Raw genomic sequence first — 16,030 nt, forward strand, 5'->3', positions numbered from 1 at the left:
AATAACGGGAACCGGTATGCGCAGTCATTATTGCGGTGGGATCAACGAATCCCACATCGATCAGGAAGTCACACTCTGCGGATGGGTACATCGCCGCCGTGACCATGGGGGTGTCATCTTCCTCGATCTGCGGGATCGGGACGGTATGTCCCAGGTTGTGGTCGATCCAGACACGCCCGAGAGTTTCGCGCTGGCGGAAAAAGTGCGCAGCGAGTTCGTTATCAAGGTAACCGGCCGGGTCCGTCGTCGTCCTGCAGGTACCGAGAATAACAGCATGCCGACTGGCCAGGTTGAGCTGCTGGGTAAAGAGCTGAGCATCCTCAACGCTGCCGCCACGCCGCCGTTCCCGTTGGATGAGCATGTTGATGTGGGCGAGGATGTGCGCTTGCGTTACCGCTTTGTCGACCTGCGTCGTCCGGAAATGATCAATCGCCTGCGTTTCCGCTCGCGGGTAACCAGCTACATCCGGAACTATCTCGACGGCAACGGCTTTATGGACGTGGAAACGCCTATCCTGACCCGTGCCACCCCGGAAGGTGCCCGTGACTACCTGGTGCCAAGCCGTACCCACGAGGGTTCTTTCTTTGCGTTGCCGCAGTCGCCCCAGCTGTTCAAGCAGCTGCTGATGGTGTCCGGCGTTGATCGCTACTACCAGATTGCCAAGTGCTTCCGTGACGAAGACCTGCGGGCAGACCGTCAGCCGGAGTTCACCCAGGTGGACATCGAGGCCTCGTTCATCGACGAAGAAATCCTGATGGGCCTGAACGAAGACATGATTCGTTCGCTGTTCAAGGACGTGCTGGACGTTGAGTTGCCCAGTTTCCCGCGCATGCCGCACGCCGAAGCCATGCAGCGCTACGGCAGTGACAAGCCGGACCTGCGTATCCCGCTGGAACTGATTGATGTTGCGGACCTGGTTGAAAGCGTCGACTTCAAGGTGTTTGCCGGTCCTGCCAAGGATCCGAAGGGTCGGGTGGCGGCGCTGCGCGTGCCCAAGGGCGGCGACCTGAGCCGTAAGCAGATCGACGAGTACACCAAGTTCGTTGGTATCTATGGAGCTAAAGGTCTGGCCTACATCAAGGTCAACGACCTGGACAAGGGCGTTGAAGGTCTGCAATCGCCGATCATCAAGTTCCTGGGCGACGACGTTGCTCTGGCGATGATGGAGCGTGTAGGCGCAGAAGATGGTGATATTGTGTTCTTCGGTGCCGACAAGACCACAGTGGTCAATGAGGCCCTGGGCGCACTGCGTATCAAGGTTGGTCACGATCTTGAGCTTCTGACCAGCGATTGGGCGCCGCTGTGGGTTGTTGATTTCCCGATGTTCGAGGAAACGCCGGACGGCAGCCTGACCGCTATCCACCACCCGTTCACCGCGCCGTCTTGCAGCGTGGAAGAGCTGGCCGCGAATCCTGCCACTGCGCTTTCCCGGGCCTATGACATGGTTCTGAACGGTACCGAGCTTGGTGGCGGTTCGATCCGTATCCACAACGAGCAGATGCAGGAAGCGGTGTTCCGCATCCTGGGCATTGGCGAAGAAGAAGCCCGTGCGAAATTTGGCTTCCTGCTGGACGCACTGAAATACGGTTGCCCGCCGCACGGTGGTCTGGCGTTTGGTCTGGATCGACTGATCATGCTGATGACTGGATCATCATCCATTCGCGACGTGATCGCTTTCCCGAAAACCCAGAGCGCGACCTGCCTGATGACCCAGGCGCCCGGTGAGGTGGACGATAAGCAGCTGAAAGAGCTGCACATTCGTCGCCGAAAGTCTGCCAAGGCCGCCGAAGGCGCTGAGCAGGCAAAGAGCGAGTAAATCCGAAGACCGGGCGTGCGGACAATCGCGCGCCCAGACGATGGATGGAGTGGTTTTATGGCTGGTCACAGTAAATGGGCCAACATCAAACACCGCAAAGCAGCCCAGGATGCCAAGCGTGGCAAGATCTTCACCAAGATCATCCGAGAGCTGAGTGTTGCCGCCCGCCAGGGCGGTGGCAACCCTGATGATAACCCGCGATTGCGGGCAGTCATCGACAAGGCGCTTACCGCCAATATGAAAAAAGACACCATTGAGCGTGCCGTAGAGCGAGGCGCTGGTGGTGGCGATGACAGCAACTACGAAGAGCTCACCTATGAGGGCTATGGTCCCGGTGGTGTCGCGGTGTTCGTAGAGGCGATGACCGATAACAAGAACCGTACCGTTGCCGAAATCAGGCACGCCTTCAACAAGATGGGCGGTAATCTGGGTACCGACGGTTCGGTTGCCTATTTGTTCAGTAAACAGGGCATAATCAGCTATGGCCCTGATGTAGCTGAGGACTCGCTCCTGGAGGCGGCCCTCGAAGCCGGAGCGGAAGACCTGGAGGCCCAGGAGGACGGCTCGTTCGAGATCGTCACTCTGCCCGAGGAGTTCCTGGATGTTAAGGACGCCCTGGTGGCCTCGGGGTTCAAGCCTGACAACGCCGAAGTGACCATGGTGCCGGCCACCCGTGTTGAATTGGACCGAGACGGAGCCGAAACCGTACTGAAACTGATCGATATGCTGGAAGATCTGGACGACGTCCAGAACGTCTACTACAACGCCGATATCTCCGGCGACATCATGGATTCGCTGTAACGCAACGGGAGTATCGATTTGGCGATCATTCTGGGCGTGGATCCGGGATCCAGAATTACCGGTTTTGGTCTGATCCGGGTGGAAGGTCGCAGCATCGAGTACATCGACAGCGGCTGTATCCGGGTGGGCGAGAAACCAATGGCCCAGCGTCTGCAAACCATCTTCCATAGCCTCGCCACGCTTATCGGTGAGTACCGACCCGAGGAATTTGCCATTGAACAGGTGTTCATGGCGAGGAATCCGGATTCTGCGCTGAAACTTGGCCAAGCCCGTGGTGCGGCCATTGTCAGTGCGGCCAATAGCGGCCTGCCTGTCCATGAATACTCTGCCCGCCAGGTCAAGCAGGCGGTTGTGGGCAAGGGTAGTGCCGATAAGTCCCAGGTTCAGCACATGGTTCAGGCCCTACTAGCGCTCTCGCGCAAGCCTCAGGAAGATGCGGCGGACGCTCTTGCCATTGCTCTGTGCCATGCCCACATGAGCCAGAGCATACTGCGCGTCGCCGGTGCCGGCGGCAAGGCCAGAAGTGCCGAATGCGGCAACAATAAACTGCTCCCAGGAGCGACAGGAGAGAGCCCTTGATTGGTCGTATCCGAGGAATACTGATAGAAAAAGCGCCAGGTCAGGTGCTGGTGGAAAGTGCCGGCCTGGGCTATGAAGTCGACATCCCCTACACCTCGTTTTTTCACCTCCCCGAAACCGGACAGGAAGTCACTCTGCATACCCACTTTGCCGTCCGGGAGGATGCTCAGCACCTGTATGGGTTCGCTTCGCGCCTGGATCGAGATGTATTTCGTCTGCTGATCAAAGTAAATGGCGTGGGGCCAAAGCTCGCGGTTGCCATTTTGTCGGGGCTGGATGCGGAGCAGTTTATTCGTTGCGTTGAGAACCGAGATGTTAATGCGCTGGTCAAGCTGCCGGGTGTTGGTAAGAAGACCGCTGAACGCCTGCTTATTGAAATGGCGGATAGGATAGGGCAACTTGAAGGTCAGTTTGTGCCAGCGTCGCCAGAAGCGACAGGCTCTGGCGAGCCTCGTGCGGCTGTGCAGGCAAGAGGGCCGGCCCCGAAGGACGAGGCCGAGGCTGCATTGATTGCCCTGGGCTACAAACCCCAGGAGGCCGCTAAAGCGATTTCCAGGGTCGCTGAAGATGGGATGACCAGCGAGGCGCTGATCAGGCTCGCCCTGCGTAATATGATTCCGGCCTGATGACGATGCCGTAATATGTCGCCCATGTAGAGCCAAACCTGTAGAGAGCGTAACGTGACACCCCGCAAGCTGTTTGTACAATTGGTGCCACTGGTTAACTTAAAGGTAAGCGCTAAAGGCACGATATTGAATCCCAATGAACGGATGATGCCATGATCGAATCCGACCGACTGATTTCAGCCAGGGCCGGTGATTACGAAGAAGTTCAGGATCGGGCGATCCGTCCTAGCTTGCTGGCCGAGTATGTTGGTCAGCCGGCAGTGCGCGAGCAGATGGATATCTTCATCTCTGCCGCCCGAGGCCGCGACGAAGCGCTTGACCACGTATTGATATTCGGTCCGCCGGGTCTCGGTAAGACGACCCTGGCCAACATCATTGCCAACGAAATGGGGGTGTCGATCAAGACGACCTCCGGACCGGTGTTGGAGAAGGCTGGCGACCTCGCCGCTATGCTGACCAATCTGGAAGAAGGGGATGTGCTTTTCATCGATGAGATCCATCGCCTGAGCGCAGCCGTGGAAGAAGTGTTGTACCCGGCGATGGAAGACTATCAGCTCGATATCATGATCGGTGAGGGGCCTGCGGCCCGTTCAATCAAGCTGGATCTGCCACCTTTTACTCTTGTAGGCGCCACGACCCGAGCCGGCCTGTTGACGTCGCCGCTGCGGGATCGTTTTGGCATTGTCCAGCGGCTCGAGTTTTATAACACGGATGACCTGACCAACATCATCATGCGTTCGGCCAGGCTGTCGTCGGTCGCCATTGATGAGGCCGGCGCCTTTGAAATTGCCCGTCGGTCCCGCGGTACGCCGCGAATTGCCAACAGGCTGCTGCGCCGGGTACGGGATTTCGCCGAGGTGCGGTCCGATGGCCATATCAGTTCTGATATCGCCGACCAGGCGTTGAACATGCTGAAAGTGGACAGTCGGGGGTTCGATCACATGGACCGTCGACTGTTGCTGGCGATGATTGAAAAATTCGACGGCGGCCCGGTCGGCGTCGAAAGTCTGGCTGCCGCAATCAGTGAGGAACGGGGCACAATTGAAGATGTCCTGGAGCCTTTCCTGATTCAGCAGGGCTACATGGTACGCACGCCGCGGGGGCGGATGGTTACGTCCAACGCCTATCAGCACTTCGGTGTGGTGCCACCGAAATCGGGCAAAGAGGAGGATCTCTTTGGCTGAGCTGTCTAGCGGTGAAGTGTTTGAATTGCCGGTTCGTGTCTACATCGAGGATACCGATGCCGGTGGCATAGTATTCCATGCCAAGTACCTGCATTACATGGAGCGGGCCCGCACCGAGTGGGTGCGCAGCTGCGGGGTAGGGCTGCGGGCCGGCCTCGCAGAGAATATCAGCTATGTTGTACAGCGTATGGCGATACATTACGCGGTGCCGGCACGGCTGGACGATCAGCTACTGATCACGGCAGAGCCTCAGGGTTATGGCCGGGTGTGGATGAACTTCAAGCAGCGGGTGCTGCGCGCAGAAGATCGCGCATTGCTGTGTGAAGCCGATGTGAGAGTGGCCTGTGTGGCGCTGGACAGTGGCCGCCCACGCCGATTACCCGAGAATATGCAGGCGTTGCTTGAAAGCAACGTTCAGACAACGGAATAAGCCAGGAGCAAAAGGTGGAATCAGAAGTTTCAGTCTGGTATCTCGTGTCCAATGCCGGTGTGCTGGTGCAGCTTGTCATGCTGCTGCTAGCGCTGGCTTCCGTAGTGTCTTGGGCGCTGATCTTTCAGCGTTTCCAGGTGTTTCGGAAGGCCAAGCAATCCCAGGTGGCCTTCGAGGAGCGCTTCTGGTCCGGTATGGATCTGGGACAACTTTATCGCGAAGTGAATGCCGAACCCACGCCGTTCTCCGGCATGGAATCGGTGTTCCGCTCGGGCTTCAAAGAGTTTTCCCGCCTTCGTCAGCAAAGCCGCGACGCAGACGCCGTTATGGAGGGCACCCAACGTGCCATGAGGGTAGCTTTCTCCCGTGAGCAGGAACGTCTGGAAACCCATCTGCCATTCCTGGCAACGGTGGGGTCAACCAGTCCTTACATCGGCCTGTTTGGCACTGTATGGGGCATCATGAACTCGTTCCGGGGCCTGGCCCAGGTGCAGCAGGCAACCCTGGCCACGGTGGCTCCCGGTATCTCAGAGGCCCTGATTGCTACCGCCATGGGTCTGTTCGCAGCCATTCCGGCGGTTATCGCCTACAACCGGTTCTCGGCTATGTCCGATGCCTTGCTCAAAAACTACGAAACCTTTGCCGAGGAGTTTTCGAGCATTCTGCATCGCCGTGTTCACCACAGTGAAAAGAGTGCCGCGTAAATGTGCTTGTTCGGTGATGGTCGGAGGATAACGCGATGAAAGGCATGGGCATGATGCCGCAGCATCGGCGAAAGCCGATGTCAGAGATCAACGTGGTGCCGTACATCGACGTGATGCTGGTGCTGCTGGTTATCTTCATGGTAACCGCGCCTATGTTGACTCAGGGCGTAAAGGTAGACCTTCCAGAAACGACGTCGGATCCGATTCAGGCTGACAAAAACGTCGAGTCGATCGTGGTGTCGGTAGATGCCAATGGCGCCTATTTCGTTGAGGTTGGGGATCGCGGCAGTGACCCCATGTCTCTGACTGAGGTTCGCGAACAGATCTCTAAAATTCTTTCACAGCGTGCCAGCAGTGAAATCCTTGTACGCGGCGACGAGCACGTGGAGTACGGAACCGTGGTTCGGCTGATGGCAGAGTTGCAGGGTGCAGGTGCCGGGAGTATCGGTTTGATCACTGAATCACCCCTGGACGACAAGTGACACCGGTGCAGGCAGGTATTTTGTGATAGGTCACGAGCGTGAAGTAACCAGCACGGGTGTTCCACCCTGGAAGTCACCCGTCGCCTTGTCGCTGATCTTGCACCTGCTCATCGTGGGAGTCGCGCTGGCGGGCTGGACCTGGAGTAGTCCAGAGCACGAGCCGCCGCCACGCAGCATCTCCGCTCGATTGGTCACCCAGCAGCAGCCGGAGCCCAGTCCGATAGAGACCCTGGATGATCAGCCGGACCGTGACGAAGAGCGACGGCTGGAAGAGCAGAAGCGGGAGGCGGAGGAGAAGCGGAAGGAAGAGGCCCGGAAGCTGGCTGAACAGGAGGCCAAAGAAGAGGCTGAACGTAAGGCTCAGGAGCAAGAGAAAGAGCAAGAACGAAAGCGTCAGTTGGCTGAGCAGCGTAAGCGCGAAGAAGCAGCGAACGCCAAGGAGGCTGCTCGTCAGAAAGCGGAAGCTGAGGCGAAAGAGCGCGAACGCCAGAAAGCCGAGGCAGAAAAAAAGCGTAAGGAAGAACAGCGCAAGGCCGAGGCTGAAGCTGAAGCTGAAAGGAAGCGCAAAGAAGAGCAGCGCAAGCGTGAAGAGGCCGAGCGAAAGAAGCGGGAAGAAGAGGCCCGAAAGGAAGCCGAGCGTAAACGTCAGGAGCGGAACGTCGGTTGAAGGAGCAGCAGTTGGAAGCGTTGGCTGAGGAAGCCAGCGAGGCCAAGCAAGCCGAGGCCCGGCGGCAGGCCCAAGCGGCAGCTGCCAAGCCCGCGAGGCGCAGATGCTGACCGAAAGTGAGAAGTATCAGGCACTGATCCGGGAGCGGCTCAGTCAGGCCTGGTATCCGCCTTCGTCGGCCACCGAGGAAATGACGGCGCGCCTACAGATTACCTTGTTGCCTACGGGCGAATTGGCCGGAGTTAAGCTGGTGAGCAGCAGCGGCAACACCGCTTTTGATAATTCGGCGCTGAGCGCGGTGCGCTCGCTCAGTCGGTATCCGATTCCGGATAAGCGGGACACATTCGAGCGGTATTTTCGCCAGTTCACCATCGAGTTCAACCCTCGCCGGTTGAAATAGGGAATGGAACACACTTTGACACAGCGGGCTTGGACCATGTTGTTAAGAAAGCTAGTTACAGTGCTGACCTTGGCGCTGGTTGCAGCAGGTACGGTGCGTGCCGAGTTGTTGATTCGTATCACCGAGGGTGCCGATGCCGCCGTTCCGATTGCGGTGGTGCCATTTGCTGAATCCGGCAACATCCCCGCCGGCGACAAGCTCAGTACCGTCGTTCGAAGCGATCTCGCCATGAGTGGCGAGTTCAGCCCGTTGCCGGCGGAAAAAATGCTCAGTCTGCCATCTAAGCGGGAAGAGGTGTTTTTCCGGGACTGGCGTTTGCTTGGCCAGCGTTATGTGCTGGTCGGTGAGCTGACTCGCAAAGGGGACCGGGTCTCGGCTCGCTATGAGCTGTTCGACGTGAATACGGAGGAGCGTTTGCTGGGTGAAACCGCTGCTGCACCAGCCAGCAACCTGCGCTCTCTTGCCCACCACGTCAGTGATAAGGTTTACGAGGCGATCACCGGGGTGCCGGGTGCATTTTCTACCAAGCTGGCTTATGTGACTCTCGATAAGTTCAATGGCAAGCCGCGTTACCGGCTGCAGGTAAGCGATGTTGACGGCAAGCGGGCGCGGATCCGGCTGGAAAGCCAGGAACCCATTCTCTCGCCGGCCTGGTCACCTGATGGCAAGAAGCTGGCCTATGTCTCATTCGAAACCGGCAAGCCCGTGATTTTCATTCACGAACTAGCCAGTGGGAAGCGCACCAAGGCTGCGGATTTCCCGGGCCTGAATTCGGCACCTGCCTGGTCCGAGGATGGCCGCTCGTTGCTAATGACGTTGTCAAAAGACGGCAATGCCGAAATTTATCGCATGGACCTGGCCACCAAAAACCTGACCAAGGTCACTAATCACTGGGCGATCGATACCGAAGCCAGCTGGGATCACACTGGCGATGGTTTGTTTTTTACCTCTGATCGCTCCGGTGGTCCGCAGATTTATTACAAGGAGAGCGAGCGTGCCTCGCCCCGACGGATCACCTTTGGCAGCCGTTACAACGCGCGGCCACGGCCTGACAACAGCGGTAAGTTTGTCTATTACGTGCATCAAAGGGATCGGGCGTTCCATATTGCCCGGACCAACCTGAAAACCGGTGAGGAGACGATTCTCACCCGAACTGAATCAGACGAATCCCCAAGCGTGTCCCCGAACGGCCGCATGCTGATTTATGCAACCAAGCAGGGCGCAGACAGTGTGCTTACGGTTATCTCAGCCGATGGCGGTGCCGCGTACAGTCTTCCGGCGTCGGAAGGTGATGTCCGCGAACCTGCCTGGGGGCCGCTGGTGCGGTAGCAGGCAGATGGTTATGCCTGTCAATTGATTCAGAAAGCAAGTCCACCAACTGAAAGGAAAGTGTTATGAAGTTGTCAGCTCAATCCAAGGCTTTTGCAGTCCTTCTGTCCGCCGGTCTGTTTGCCGGCTGTAGCTCCACGGGTGAAACGCAGGACGACGGCGCTTACGGGTCCGACGTGGCCGCGATTGATCAGGAAGGCGGTTCCACTGTGTACGGTGGCGATGATCAGGGTGGTGTGTCTTCCTCAGCGATGACCGAAGAAGAGCGCATGGCGGCCCAGCAGCAGGCCGAGCAGGAAGCACTGCGTGATATCACCGTATTCTACTTTGATTTCGATACCGCCGAGATCAAGCAGGAAGCACGTGACGTACTGGTGGCTCACGCCCAGTTCCTGGCCAACAACCCGGGTCAGCAGGTCCGTCTCGAAGGCCATGCCGATGAGCGTGGTACCAAGGAGTACAACCTGGCACTGGGCGAGCGTCGTGCGAATGCCGTTCAGCGGTTCCTGATCGTCAACGGTGCTTCACGCGGCCAGATGGAAACCATAAGCTATGGTGAAGAGAAGCCGGCGGTCATGGGTTCCTCAGAAAGCGACTGGGCCCAGAATCGTCGTGTGGAGCTCGTGTTCGAGTAAACACACCAGAAGTCGGGAATGCCCATGAGAACAAGACTCATGGCGACAGTGGCCGTATCGCTTGCCCTCGGGCAGGCGAGCGCGGCTCTGGCGCAATCGTCTACCCCCGCGTTCCAGAACACCAGTTCGGAAGCGCAGCGGAAAGCTAATAGCAGCCAGGCGACAGCCGAACTGTTCTATATGATCCAGCAATTGCAGGGCGAAGTTCGTCGCCTGCAGGGTGAGGTCGAGGAGCAGAGGCATGAGATCGACCGCCTGAAAGAGCAAGGCCGGGATCGTTACATCGATCTCGATCAACGTATTCTGGACCTGTCCGAGAAGGTTTCCTCACAGCCTGAGACTGCAAATGCGGCTGCAGCTGGAGCTGGAGCGGATACCGGTAGTGGTTCGGGCATGGCGACCAAAAAATACCGCCAGCCCGGTGCCGAGGAGCGCAAAGCCTACCAGGACATTGTCGACCTCATTCGAAATCAGAAAAAGTACGATCAGGCGATCAGCCAGTTGTACGAGTTCATCGACAAGTATCCGGAAGGAGACCTCACGGTTAACGCCTATTACTGGCTGGGAGAGGTTTACCTGGTAAAGCCTCAGCTTGAGCAAGCGAAACAGGCGTTCACCATTGTTGCCACGCGCTATCCGGATCACCGTAAAGCTCCTGACGCTGTCTACAAGCTGGGTGTCACGCTGGATCGCCTGGGTGAGTCCGAGGAAGCGAAGCGTCGGATGAATACCGTTGTCAGGGACTATCCGAACAGCAGTGCGGCCAAGCTGGCCAAGAAGTTTTTGGACTCCGGTAGTTCTTAAGCCGGTGTCGAGGGAAAAATGTTGAGAAACCTGAAAAAAAGGGGTTGATCAGCGCCAAAAAATCATTACTATATGCGCCTCGTTTGGGTCGTTAGCTCAGTTGGTAGAGCAGTTGGCTTTTAACCAATTGGTCGAAGGTTCGAATCCTTCACGACCCACCAAACAAGATTTCCGAGCAGGCTGAGTTGCTCGGGAATGGGTCAGAGAAAGACGTCTGGCCGGCAGTTCCGGGTCGTTAGCTCAGTTGGTAGAGCAGTTGGCTTTTAACCAATTGGTCGAAGGTTCGAATCCTTCACGACCCACCAAATGCTGAAGCCCGAAAGTTTTTGCGAAAAAAGAGCCTTCGGGCTCTTTTTTTTGCGTATAAGTTCCTACCTACTCAGTGAGGGCGCTAAAATCCCGATCAGAGTTCTGTTACCACGCCGTGTCAGAACCCGAATTTGAAGGGTGTAAAGTGGTATACTTCCATAGACATAGCAACACAGAGACGCAGTAATGACTCGAGCTGAAGATCGTATCCTTGTTCAGGAACACCTTGCCCATGCGGCAGAGCCAAAACCGCTGAGTGCTGACGAGAAGGCTGATCTTGAGGCTCGCATCAAGGCGGCCCTGAAGGCCGAAGATGCGGTTCTGGTGGCTCATTACTACACCGATCCGGATCTCCAGCGCCTTGCGGAAGAGACCGGAGGCTGCGTTGCCGATTCCCTGGAAATGGCGCGTTTTGGCAACCAGCACCCGGCGTCTACGGTGGTGGTGGCCGGTGTGCGCTTCATGGGAGAGACGGCGAAGATCCTCAATCCCGAGAAGCGGGTGCTGATGCCTACTCTCGAGGCCACCTGTTCTTTGGACGTGGGCTGCCCGGCCGATGAGTTTGCCGACTTCTGCGACCAGCATCCGGACAGGACGGTGGTGGTGTATGCGAACACCTCCGCAGCAGTCAAAGCGCGCGCCGATTGGGTTGTTACGTCCAGCTGTGCCCAGTCCATCGTCGAAGACCTGGATGCCCGGGGCGAGAAGATCCTGTGGGCCCCTGACAAACACCTTGGGCATTACGTCCAGAAGACCACTGGGGCTGATATGCTGCTCTGGGATGGGTCCTGCATCGTGCACGAAGAGTTCAAGTATCGTGGCCTGGAGGACCTGAAGGCGTTGTATCCCGATGCCGCCGTACTGGTGCACCCGGAGTCCCCGAGTGCTGTTGTGGATATGGCTGATGTGGTGGGGTCCACCTCGCAGCTGATTCACGCGGTGCAGACGCTTCCCAATGAAAAGTTCATTGTTGCAACAGACAATGGCATCTTCTACAAGATGCAGCAGCTCGCGCCCAATAAGACCCTTCTTGAGGCGCCCACTGCGGGCAATGGTGCCACCTGCGCAGCTGTGCCCACTGCCCGTGGATGGCCATGAACGGCCTCGAGAACCTTCTGCACGTTCTGGAGCAGGGTGATCAGGAAGTTCTGGTGGACGATGCTCTGCGGGAGCGCGCACTTAAGCCGTTGCGGCGGATGCTCGATTTTACCGCCAACATGAACTTGAAAGCCGCGGGCAACTCCTGAGGGCGAGGGGGTTCAGCCTCGGCGCTGGACGTTCAGGCGCCTGGTGATCTCCGCCAGGCGCTCAGTGACTACCTGACGTTGCGGGGAGCCGGCCGGGAGTTTCTCCTGAGCCTGGCGTAACTGGCGCTGAGCCGCCTCCAGATTGCCCATGAGTGCATCGTATTCTGCCCGGGCCCTGTGCACGCCAACGATGTTCCTCGCCATTCCCTCAGCCTCGGCCAACCGTAGCCAGAGGTTTTCCTGCCCAGGAAGCATTCGCGTGAGCTGAGTCAGAATTTCTGCTGCGGCCGCGCCATTGCCGTCGGCCAGTTCGGCCTCGGCCAGCGAGTGCATGATCGGATAATTCTCGGGGTTTCGGGCCAAGGCGTCCTCAAGCAGCGTGCGAGCCTCCTGTGCCCGCTTTTGGCCGGTCAGAACATCCGCCAAGGTGACCTGGAAGGTGATCCGGCCGGGGTTCTGCCTCAACAGTTCTTCCAGAAGTGCGATCGCTTTTTCTGGCTGGTTGTTTTCCTGATAGGCGACGGCCAGGCCGTATCGGACCGCCTCGTTTCGACCGGTATCGTCGCGGTCCAGATAGGCTTTAAAGGTTTCCACTGCAATATCTGCTGACGCAGCGTAACGAACCTGCAAGCGGCTGCGGACCAGGTGAAATTCCTTGCTATCACGGACCGCTCGCTCTGGATACTGTTCAGCGCGGTTTCGGGTGTCTGCGACCCGGCTTTGGGTTAGTGGGTGGGTAGACAGGTATTCGGGCGGCCGATTCCCCTGCAGTCGGTTCTGGCGCATCATGATCTCGAACATTTCGGGCATGCCATCGGGGTCCATGCCCGCCGATGCCAGGATGTCGAGGCCGACCCGGTCCGCTTCCTGTTCATGGGCGCGGCTGTACGCCAGCATATTTTGAACGGCAAGCGCCTGAGTGCCAGCGATCGCGGCGATCCCCAGGTCAGACTGGGTGACCGCAGACAGCACGATGCCGGCGATCATGCCGGCGATGGTCAGCGGCGCGCTGGTTTCCTGCTGCTCCAGACGCCGGGCAAAATGTCTCTGGCTAAGGTGGGCAAGCTCGTGCGCGAGTACCGAGGCGAACTGCTGTTCAGTGGTAGCATTCAGAAAAAGGCCGCCGTTCACGCCGACAATGCCGCCTGGCACCGCAAAAGCGTTGATTGCGGGGCTATCGATCAGCGCTAGCGTCAGGTCTCGCTCCTGGAGTGGGGCAGAGGGCACCAGTTGATAAGTAATCGCGGTCAGGTAGTCAAACACCAGGGGATCGGTGATGCGCGGCGCTGAGCGGCGAATCGATACCATGACCTGTTCGCCAATCTCGGATTCCTGCTGGCCCGAAATCAGTCCGCCTCCTGCGCCGCCGATGTTTGGCAGCTCGGTGTCCTGGGCCTGTAGTGGCGAAGCAGCCAGAAAGAGGCCAAGAGCGAGAGTCACTGCTTTGGCGGCAGACTTGGGACGGAGCCTGGATCGGGGCGAGGTCATGTAGCGAGTATTGCCTTCCATTCTGTGTGTCATTGAGACAGAAGCCTGCGGTAAAAAGTTCTGACTTTTCGATTAAAAACTATTGTGGTGCAATACATTACCACTGACGGCATAATGCCAGCCCGTTAATTCGCTTTACAGTTCTGCGTTGGTGTTTGTCTCCTATGGTTGATCGTACTCTGGATGCTTCCGGGCTTCTCTGTCCCATGCCGCTGCTTAAAACCAAGCTTGAGCTCAATAGCATGACACCTGGCGAAGAGCTTGAGGTCATCGCTACCGATTCCGGTTCTGCTCGCGATATTCCTGCCTTTATCAAACTGTCCAGCCATCAGCTGGTGAGCTCGGCTGAGACCGATGGCCAGTACCGGTTTGTGATAAAGTGCGGCGCATAACCTTTCGGAGATACTGATGCTCAGGATTTTACGCGGTCTGGCCCACAAGTACTTTTCCGATGAAGAAGCGGTCATCCTGTTTCTGATTCTGGTTACTGGTACCGTCTTTGTGATCTGGTTTGGGGCCATGCTGGCGCCCGCCATCGCCTCGCTGATCATTGCCTTTATACTGCAGGGTCTGGTGACCAAGCTGACCAAGCTGGGCGTTCCTGAGGTGGTGTCCATCGTCAGCGTGTTCCTGGTCTTTCTCGGTATTCTCGTGGGTGTCACCTTTGGCCTGTTGCCGTTGATCTGGACTCAGCTCAGCAATCTTGCCGGTGAAACTCCGAGGATAATCGGGGAGTTGCAAACCTATCTTGAGTTGCTTCCTGAGGAGTATCCGCAGCTGATTTCTGCCGATGCGGTCAATACGCTGTACCAGCAGGTGTCGACCGAAGTAGGGCACATGACCCAGTGGCTGGTGTCGTTCTCGCTCTCCAGTATCCCGGATCTTGTGGCCCTATTGATCTACATGGTCCTGGTGCCGATCCTGGTGTTTTTCTTCCTGAAAGATCGGGAAGTATTGCTTGGGGCCATTGGTCGACTTTTGCCGCCCCAGCGTCCGATGATGTTGCAGATCTGGCATGAGGTGAATCTGCAGTGTGCTAATTATGTGCGCGGTAAGGCGGTCGAGATCCTGATCGTAGGCGGTGCTACCTACGTGGCCTTTAAGTTGCTGGGTATGCCATACGCTGCCCTCCTGTCTCTGCTGGTAGGGCTTAGTGTGGTGATTCCCTATATTGGTGCCGCAGTAGTGACCATTCCTGTTGCGATGATTGGTCTCTTTGCCTTCGGCTGGGGCAGCCACTTTATCTGGGTCATGGTGATTTACGGTGTTATTCAGGCGCTGGACGGCAACGTTCTGGTGCCGGTACTCTTCTCCGAGGTGAACAACCTCCACCCGGTGGCCATTATCGTAGCGGTTTTGTTTTTCGGTGGTATCTGGGGCTTGTGGGGAGTGTTTTTTGCTATCCCCCTGGCGACGATGCTCAAGGCAGTTTTTGCTGCCTGGCCGGTAAAAGATTACGTACCACCGCCAACTGTTAAAGAGTCCTGAATTCATTAGTTGAACAGCCCTGGGCCGGAATCCGGTTCAGGTCCTCGGGGGAACATTCGAACACAGGGAATCCCGAGTCTTTAATTCCCTTGTGTCAGTTCGTGCCCAACATTACCATATCGGTTTTATTCGGACGGAGCTTTTATGATTACGGGTAGCCTTGTCGCACTGGTCACGCCCATGGATCCAAATGGTGACATTCACTGGCAGGAGCTGGATCGGCTGGTGGACTTTCATATCGAAAACGGCACCCATGGCATCGTTGCTGTGGGCACTACGGGTGAGTCCGCAACCCTGGATCCTGAAGAACATTGCCAGGTGATAGGCCATATCATCAAACGTGTGGACGGTCGCATTCCGGTCATTGCAGGTACTGGTGGCAACAGTACTCGCGAGGCGATCGAGCTCACCACGGAAGCTCACAAGCTGGGCGCCGATGCCTGTCTGTTGGTTGTGCCTTATTACAACAAGCCGACGCAGGAAGGGCTGTACCAGCACTTCAAAACCATTGCTGAAGCCGTGCCGGGCATGAAGCAGATGCTTTATAACGTGCCAGGGCGCACCGCTTGCGACATGCTCAACGAGACGGTTCTGCGGCTTGCCGACATTCCGAACATCGTGGCCATCAAGGACGCAACCGGCAATATTCCCCGTGGCGCCGAGCTGATTGAAGCTCTGGAAGGTCGTCTTGCGGTCTACTCAGGCGATGACGCCACCGCCGCTGAATTGATGCTGGCGGGCGGCAAGGGTAACGTCTCGGTTACCGCGAACGTTGCCCCAAAGGGCATGTCTCAGCTTTGCGAAGCCGCCATTGCCGGCAATCGCGAAGAAACCGAGCGTCTCAATGAGCTTTTGATGCCCCTGAACCGTAAGCTGTTCCTTGAGGCGAATCCTATCCCGGTAAAATGGGCATTGCACCGCATTGGGATGATCAGCGAAGGCATCCGTTTGCCACTGACGCCGCTGAGTGAGAAGTTCCATGCAGAAGTGGAAGATGCGCTGAAAGCCTCAGGTGTGCTCTGAGTTTACTGAAACTGTGTC

The 16,030-nt window shown here is 57.4% G+C and carries 15 protein-coding genes, 2 tRNA genes and 2 pseudogenes; 18 read left to right on the top strand and 1 reads right to left on the bottom strand.

What is annotated here, in order from left to right; translation table 11 throughout:
- The first annotated feature begins 16 nt into the window (after positions 1–16).
- The 15 genes and pseudogenes from aspS to nadA all read left to right on the top strand — a co-directional run bounded on the left by aspS (position 17) and on the right by nadA (position 12,013).
- Complete coding sequence (gene aspS / locus AU14_RS00655) at positions 17–1,816, top strand: aspartate--tRNA ligase (RefSeq protein WP_041338181.1); 1,800 nt, start codon at positions 17–19, stop codon at positions 1,814–1,816.
- A gap of 57 nt (positions 1,817–1,873) precedes the next feature.
- Complete coding sequence (locus AU14_RS00660) at positions 1,874–2,617, top strand: YebC/PmpR family DNA-binding transcriptional regulator (protein ID WP_041338183.1); 744 nt, start codon at positions 1,874–1,876, stop codon at positions 2,615–2,617.
- Positions 2,618–2,635: 18 nt separating this feature from the next.
- On the top strand, positions 2,636–3,196 hold the full coding sequence (ruvC, locus tag AU14_RS00665; RefSeq protein ID WP_052471900.1) for a crossover junction endodeoxyribonuclease RuvC: 561 nt from the start codon (positions 2,636–2,638) through the stop codon (positions 3,194–3,196).
- Positions 3,193–3,822, top strand: a complete 630-nt coding sequence (gene ruvA, locus AU14_RS00670) for a Holliday junction branch migration protein RuvA (protein ID WP_041338185.1) — start codon at positions 3,193–3,195, stop codon at positions 3,820–3,822. The genes ruvC and ruvA overlap by 4 nt, the downstream gene beginning before the upstream one ends.
- A 152-nt stretch (positions 3,823–3,974) precedes the next feature.
- Positions 3,975–5,006: a Holliday junction branch migration DNA helicase RuvB gene (gene ruvB, locus AU14_RS00675; RefSeq protein ID WP_041338186.1), complete on the top strand. Its 1,032-nt coding sequence runs from the start codon at positions 3,975–3,977 to the stop codon at positions 5,004–5,006.
- Positions 4,999–5,436, top strand: coding sequence for a tol-pal system-associated acyl-CoA thioesterase (ybgC, locus tag AU14_RS00680; RefSeq protein ID WP_041338187.1), 438 nt, complete (start codon positions 4,999–5,001; stop codon positions 5,434–5,436). The genes ruvB and ybgC overlap by 8 nt, the downstream gene beginning before the upstream one ends.
- A gap of 14 nt (positions 5,437–5,450) precedes the next feature.
- A complete protein-coding gene (gene tolQ, locus AU14_RS00685; RefSeq protein ID WP_041338189.1) occupies positions 5,451–6,140 on the top strand; it encodes a protein TolQ in 690 nt (229 codons plus the stop codon).
- A 35-nt stretch (positions 6,141–6,175) separates the two neighbouring features.
- Positions 6,176–6,622 (top strand): protein TolR, encoded by a 447-nt coding sequence (tolR, locus tag AU14_RS00690; RefSeq protein WP_041338191.1) that lies wholly within the window; start codon positions 6,176–6,178, stop codon positions 6,620–6,622.
- Between the two features lie 85 nt (positions 6,623–6,707).
- A pseudogene (tolA, locus tag AU14_RS00695) lies at positions 6,708–7,689 on the top strand (cell envelope integrity protein TolA).
- Between the two features lie 36 nt (positions 7,690–7,725).
- A complete protein-coding gene (tolB, locus tag AU14_RS00700; RefSeq protein WP_041338193.1) occupies positions 7,726–9,018 on the top strand; it encodes a Tol-Pal system beta propeller repeat protein TolB in 1,293 nt (430 codons plus the stop codon).
- 65 nt (positions 9,019–9,083) lie between these two features.
- Positions 9,084–9,653 (top strand): peptidoglycan-associated lipoprotein Pal, encoded by a 570-nt coding sequence (gene pal, locus AU14_RS00705; protein WP_041338195.1) that lies wholly within the window; start codon positions 9,084–9,086, stop codon positions 9,651–9,653.
- 24 nt (positions 9,654–9,677) lie between these two features.
- Entirely contained in the window at positions 9,678–10,457 is a 780-nt protein-coding gene (gene ybgF / locus AU14_RS00710; protein WP_041338197.1) for a tol-pal system protein YbgF, read from the top strand.
- Positions 10,458–10,542: 85 nt separating this feature from the next.
- Positions 10,543–10,618, top strand: a tRNA-Lys gene (locus tag AU14_RS00715).
- A gap of 68 nt (positions 10,619–10,686) precedes the next feature.
- Positions 10,687–10,762 (top strand) — tRNA-Lys (locus AU14_RS00720).
- 190 nt (positions 10,763–10,952) lie between these two features.
- A pseudogene (gene nadA / locus AU14_RS00725) lies at positions 10,953–12,013 on the top strand (quinolinate synthase NadA).
- A gap of 12 nt (positions 12,014–12,025) precedes the next feature.
- Here nadA and AU14_RS00730 read toward each other — a convergent pair.
- Complete coding sequence (locus tag AU14_RS00730) at positions 12,026–13,522, bottom strand: M48 family metalloprotease (protein WP_236744252.1); 1,497 nt, start codon at positions 13,520–13,522, stop codon at positions 12,026–12,028.
- A 143-nt stretch (positions 13,523–13,665) separates the two neighbouring features.
- Here AU14_RS00730 and AU14_RS00735 point away from each other — a divergent pair, with 143 nt between their 5' ends.
- The 3 genes from AU14_RS00735 (at position 13,666) to dapA (ending at position 16,012) form a co-directional block, all read left to right on the top strand.
- Positions 13,666–13,893, top strand: a complete 228-nt coding sequence (locus tag AU14_RS00735; protein WP_041338199.1) for a sulfurtransferase TusA family protein — start codon at positions 13,666–13,668, stop codon at positions 13,891–13,893.
- 16 nt (positions 13,894–13,909) lie between these two features.
- On the top strand, positions 13,910–14,989 hold the full coding sequence (locus tag AU14_RS00740; RefSeq protein ID WP_041338201.1) for an AI-2E family transporter: 1,080 nt from the start codon (positions 13,910–13,912) through the stop codon (positions 14,987–14,989).
- Between the two features lie 144 nt (positions 14,990–15,133).
- A complete protein-coding gene (gene dapA / locus AU14_RS00745) occupies positions 15,134–16,012 on the top strand; it encodes a 4-hydroxy-tetrahydrodipicolinate synthase (RefSeq protein WP_041338203.1) in 879 nt (292 codons plus the stop codon).
- The last annotated feature ends 18 nt before the right edge of the window (positions 16,013–16,030 follow it).

This window comes from Marinobacter similis, assembly GCF_000830985.1.
In the GTDB taxonomy this organism is placed as follows: domain Bacteria; phylum Pseudomonadota; class Gammaproteobacteria; order Pseudomonadales; family Oleiphilaceae; genus Marinobacter; species Marinobacter similis.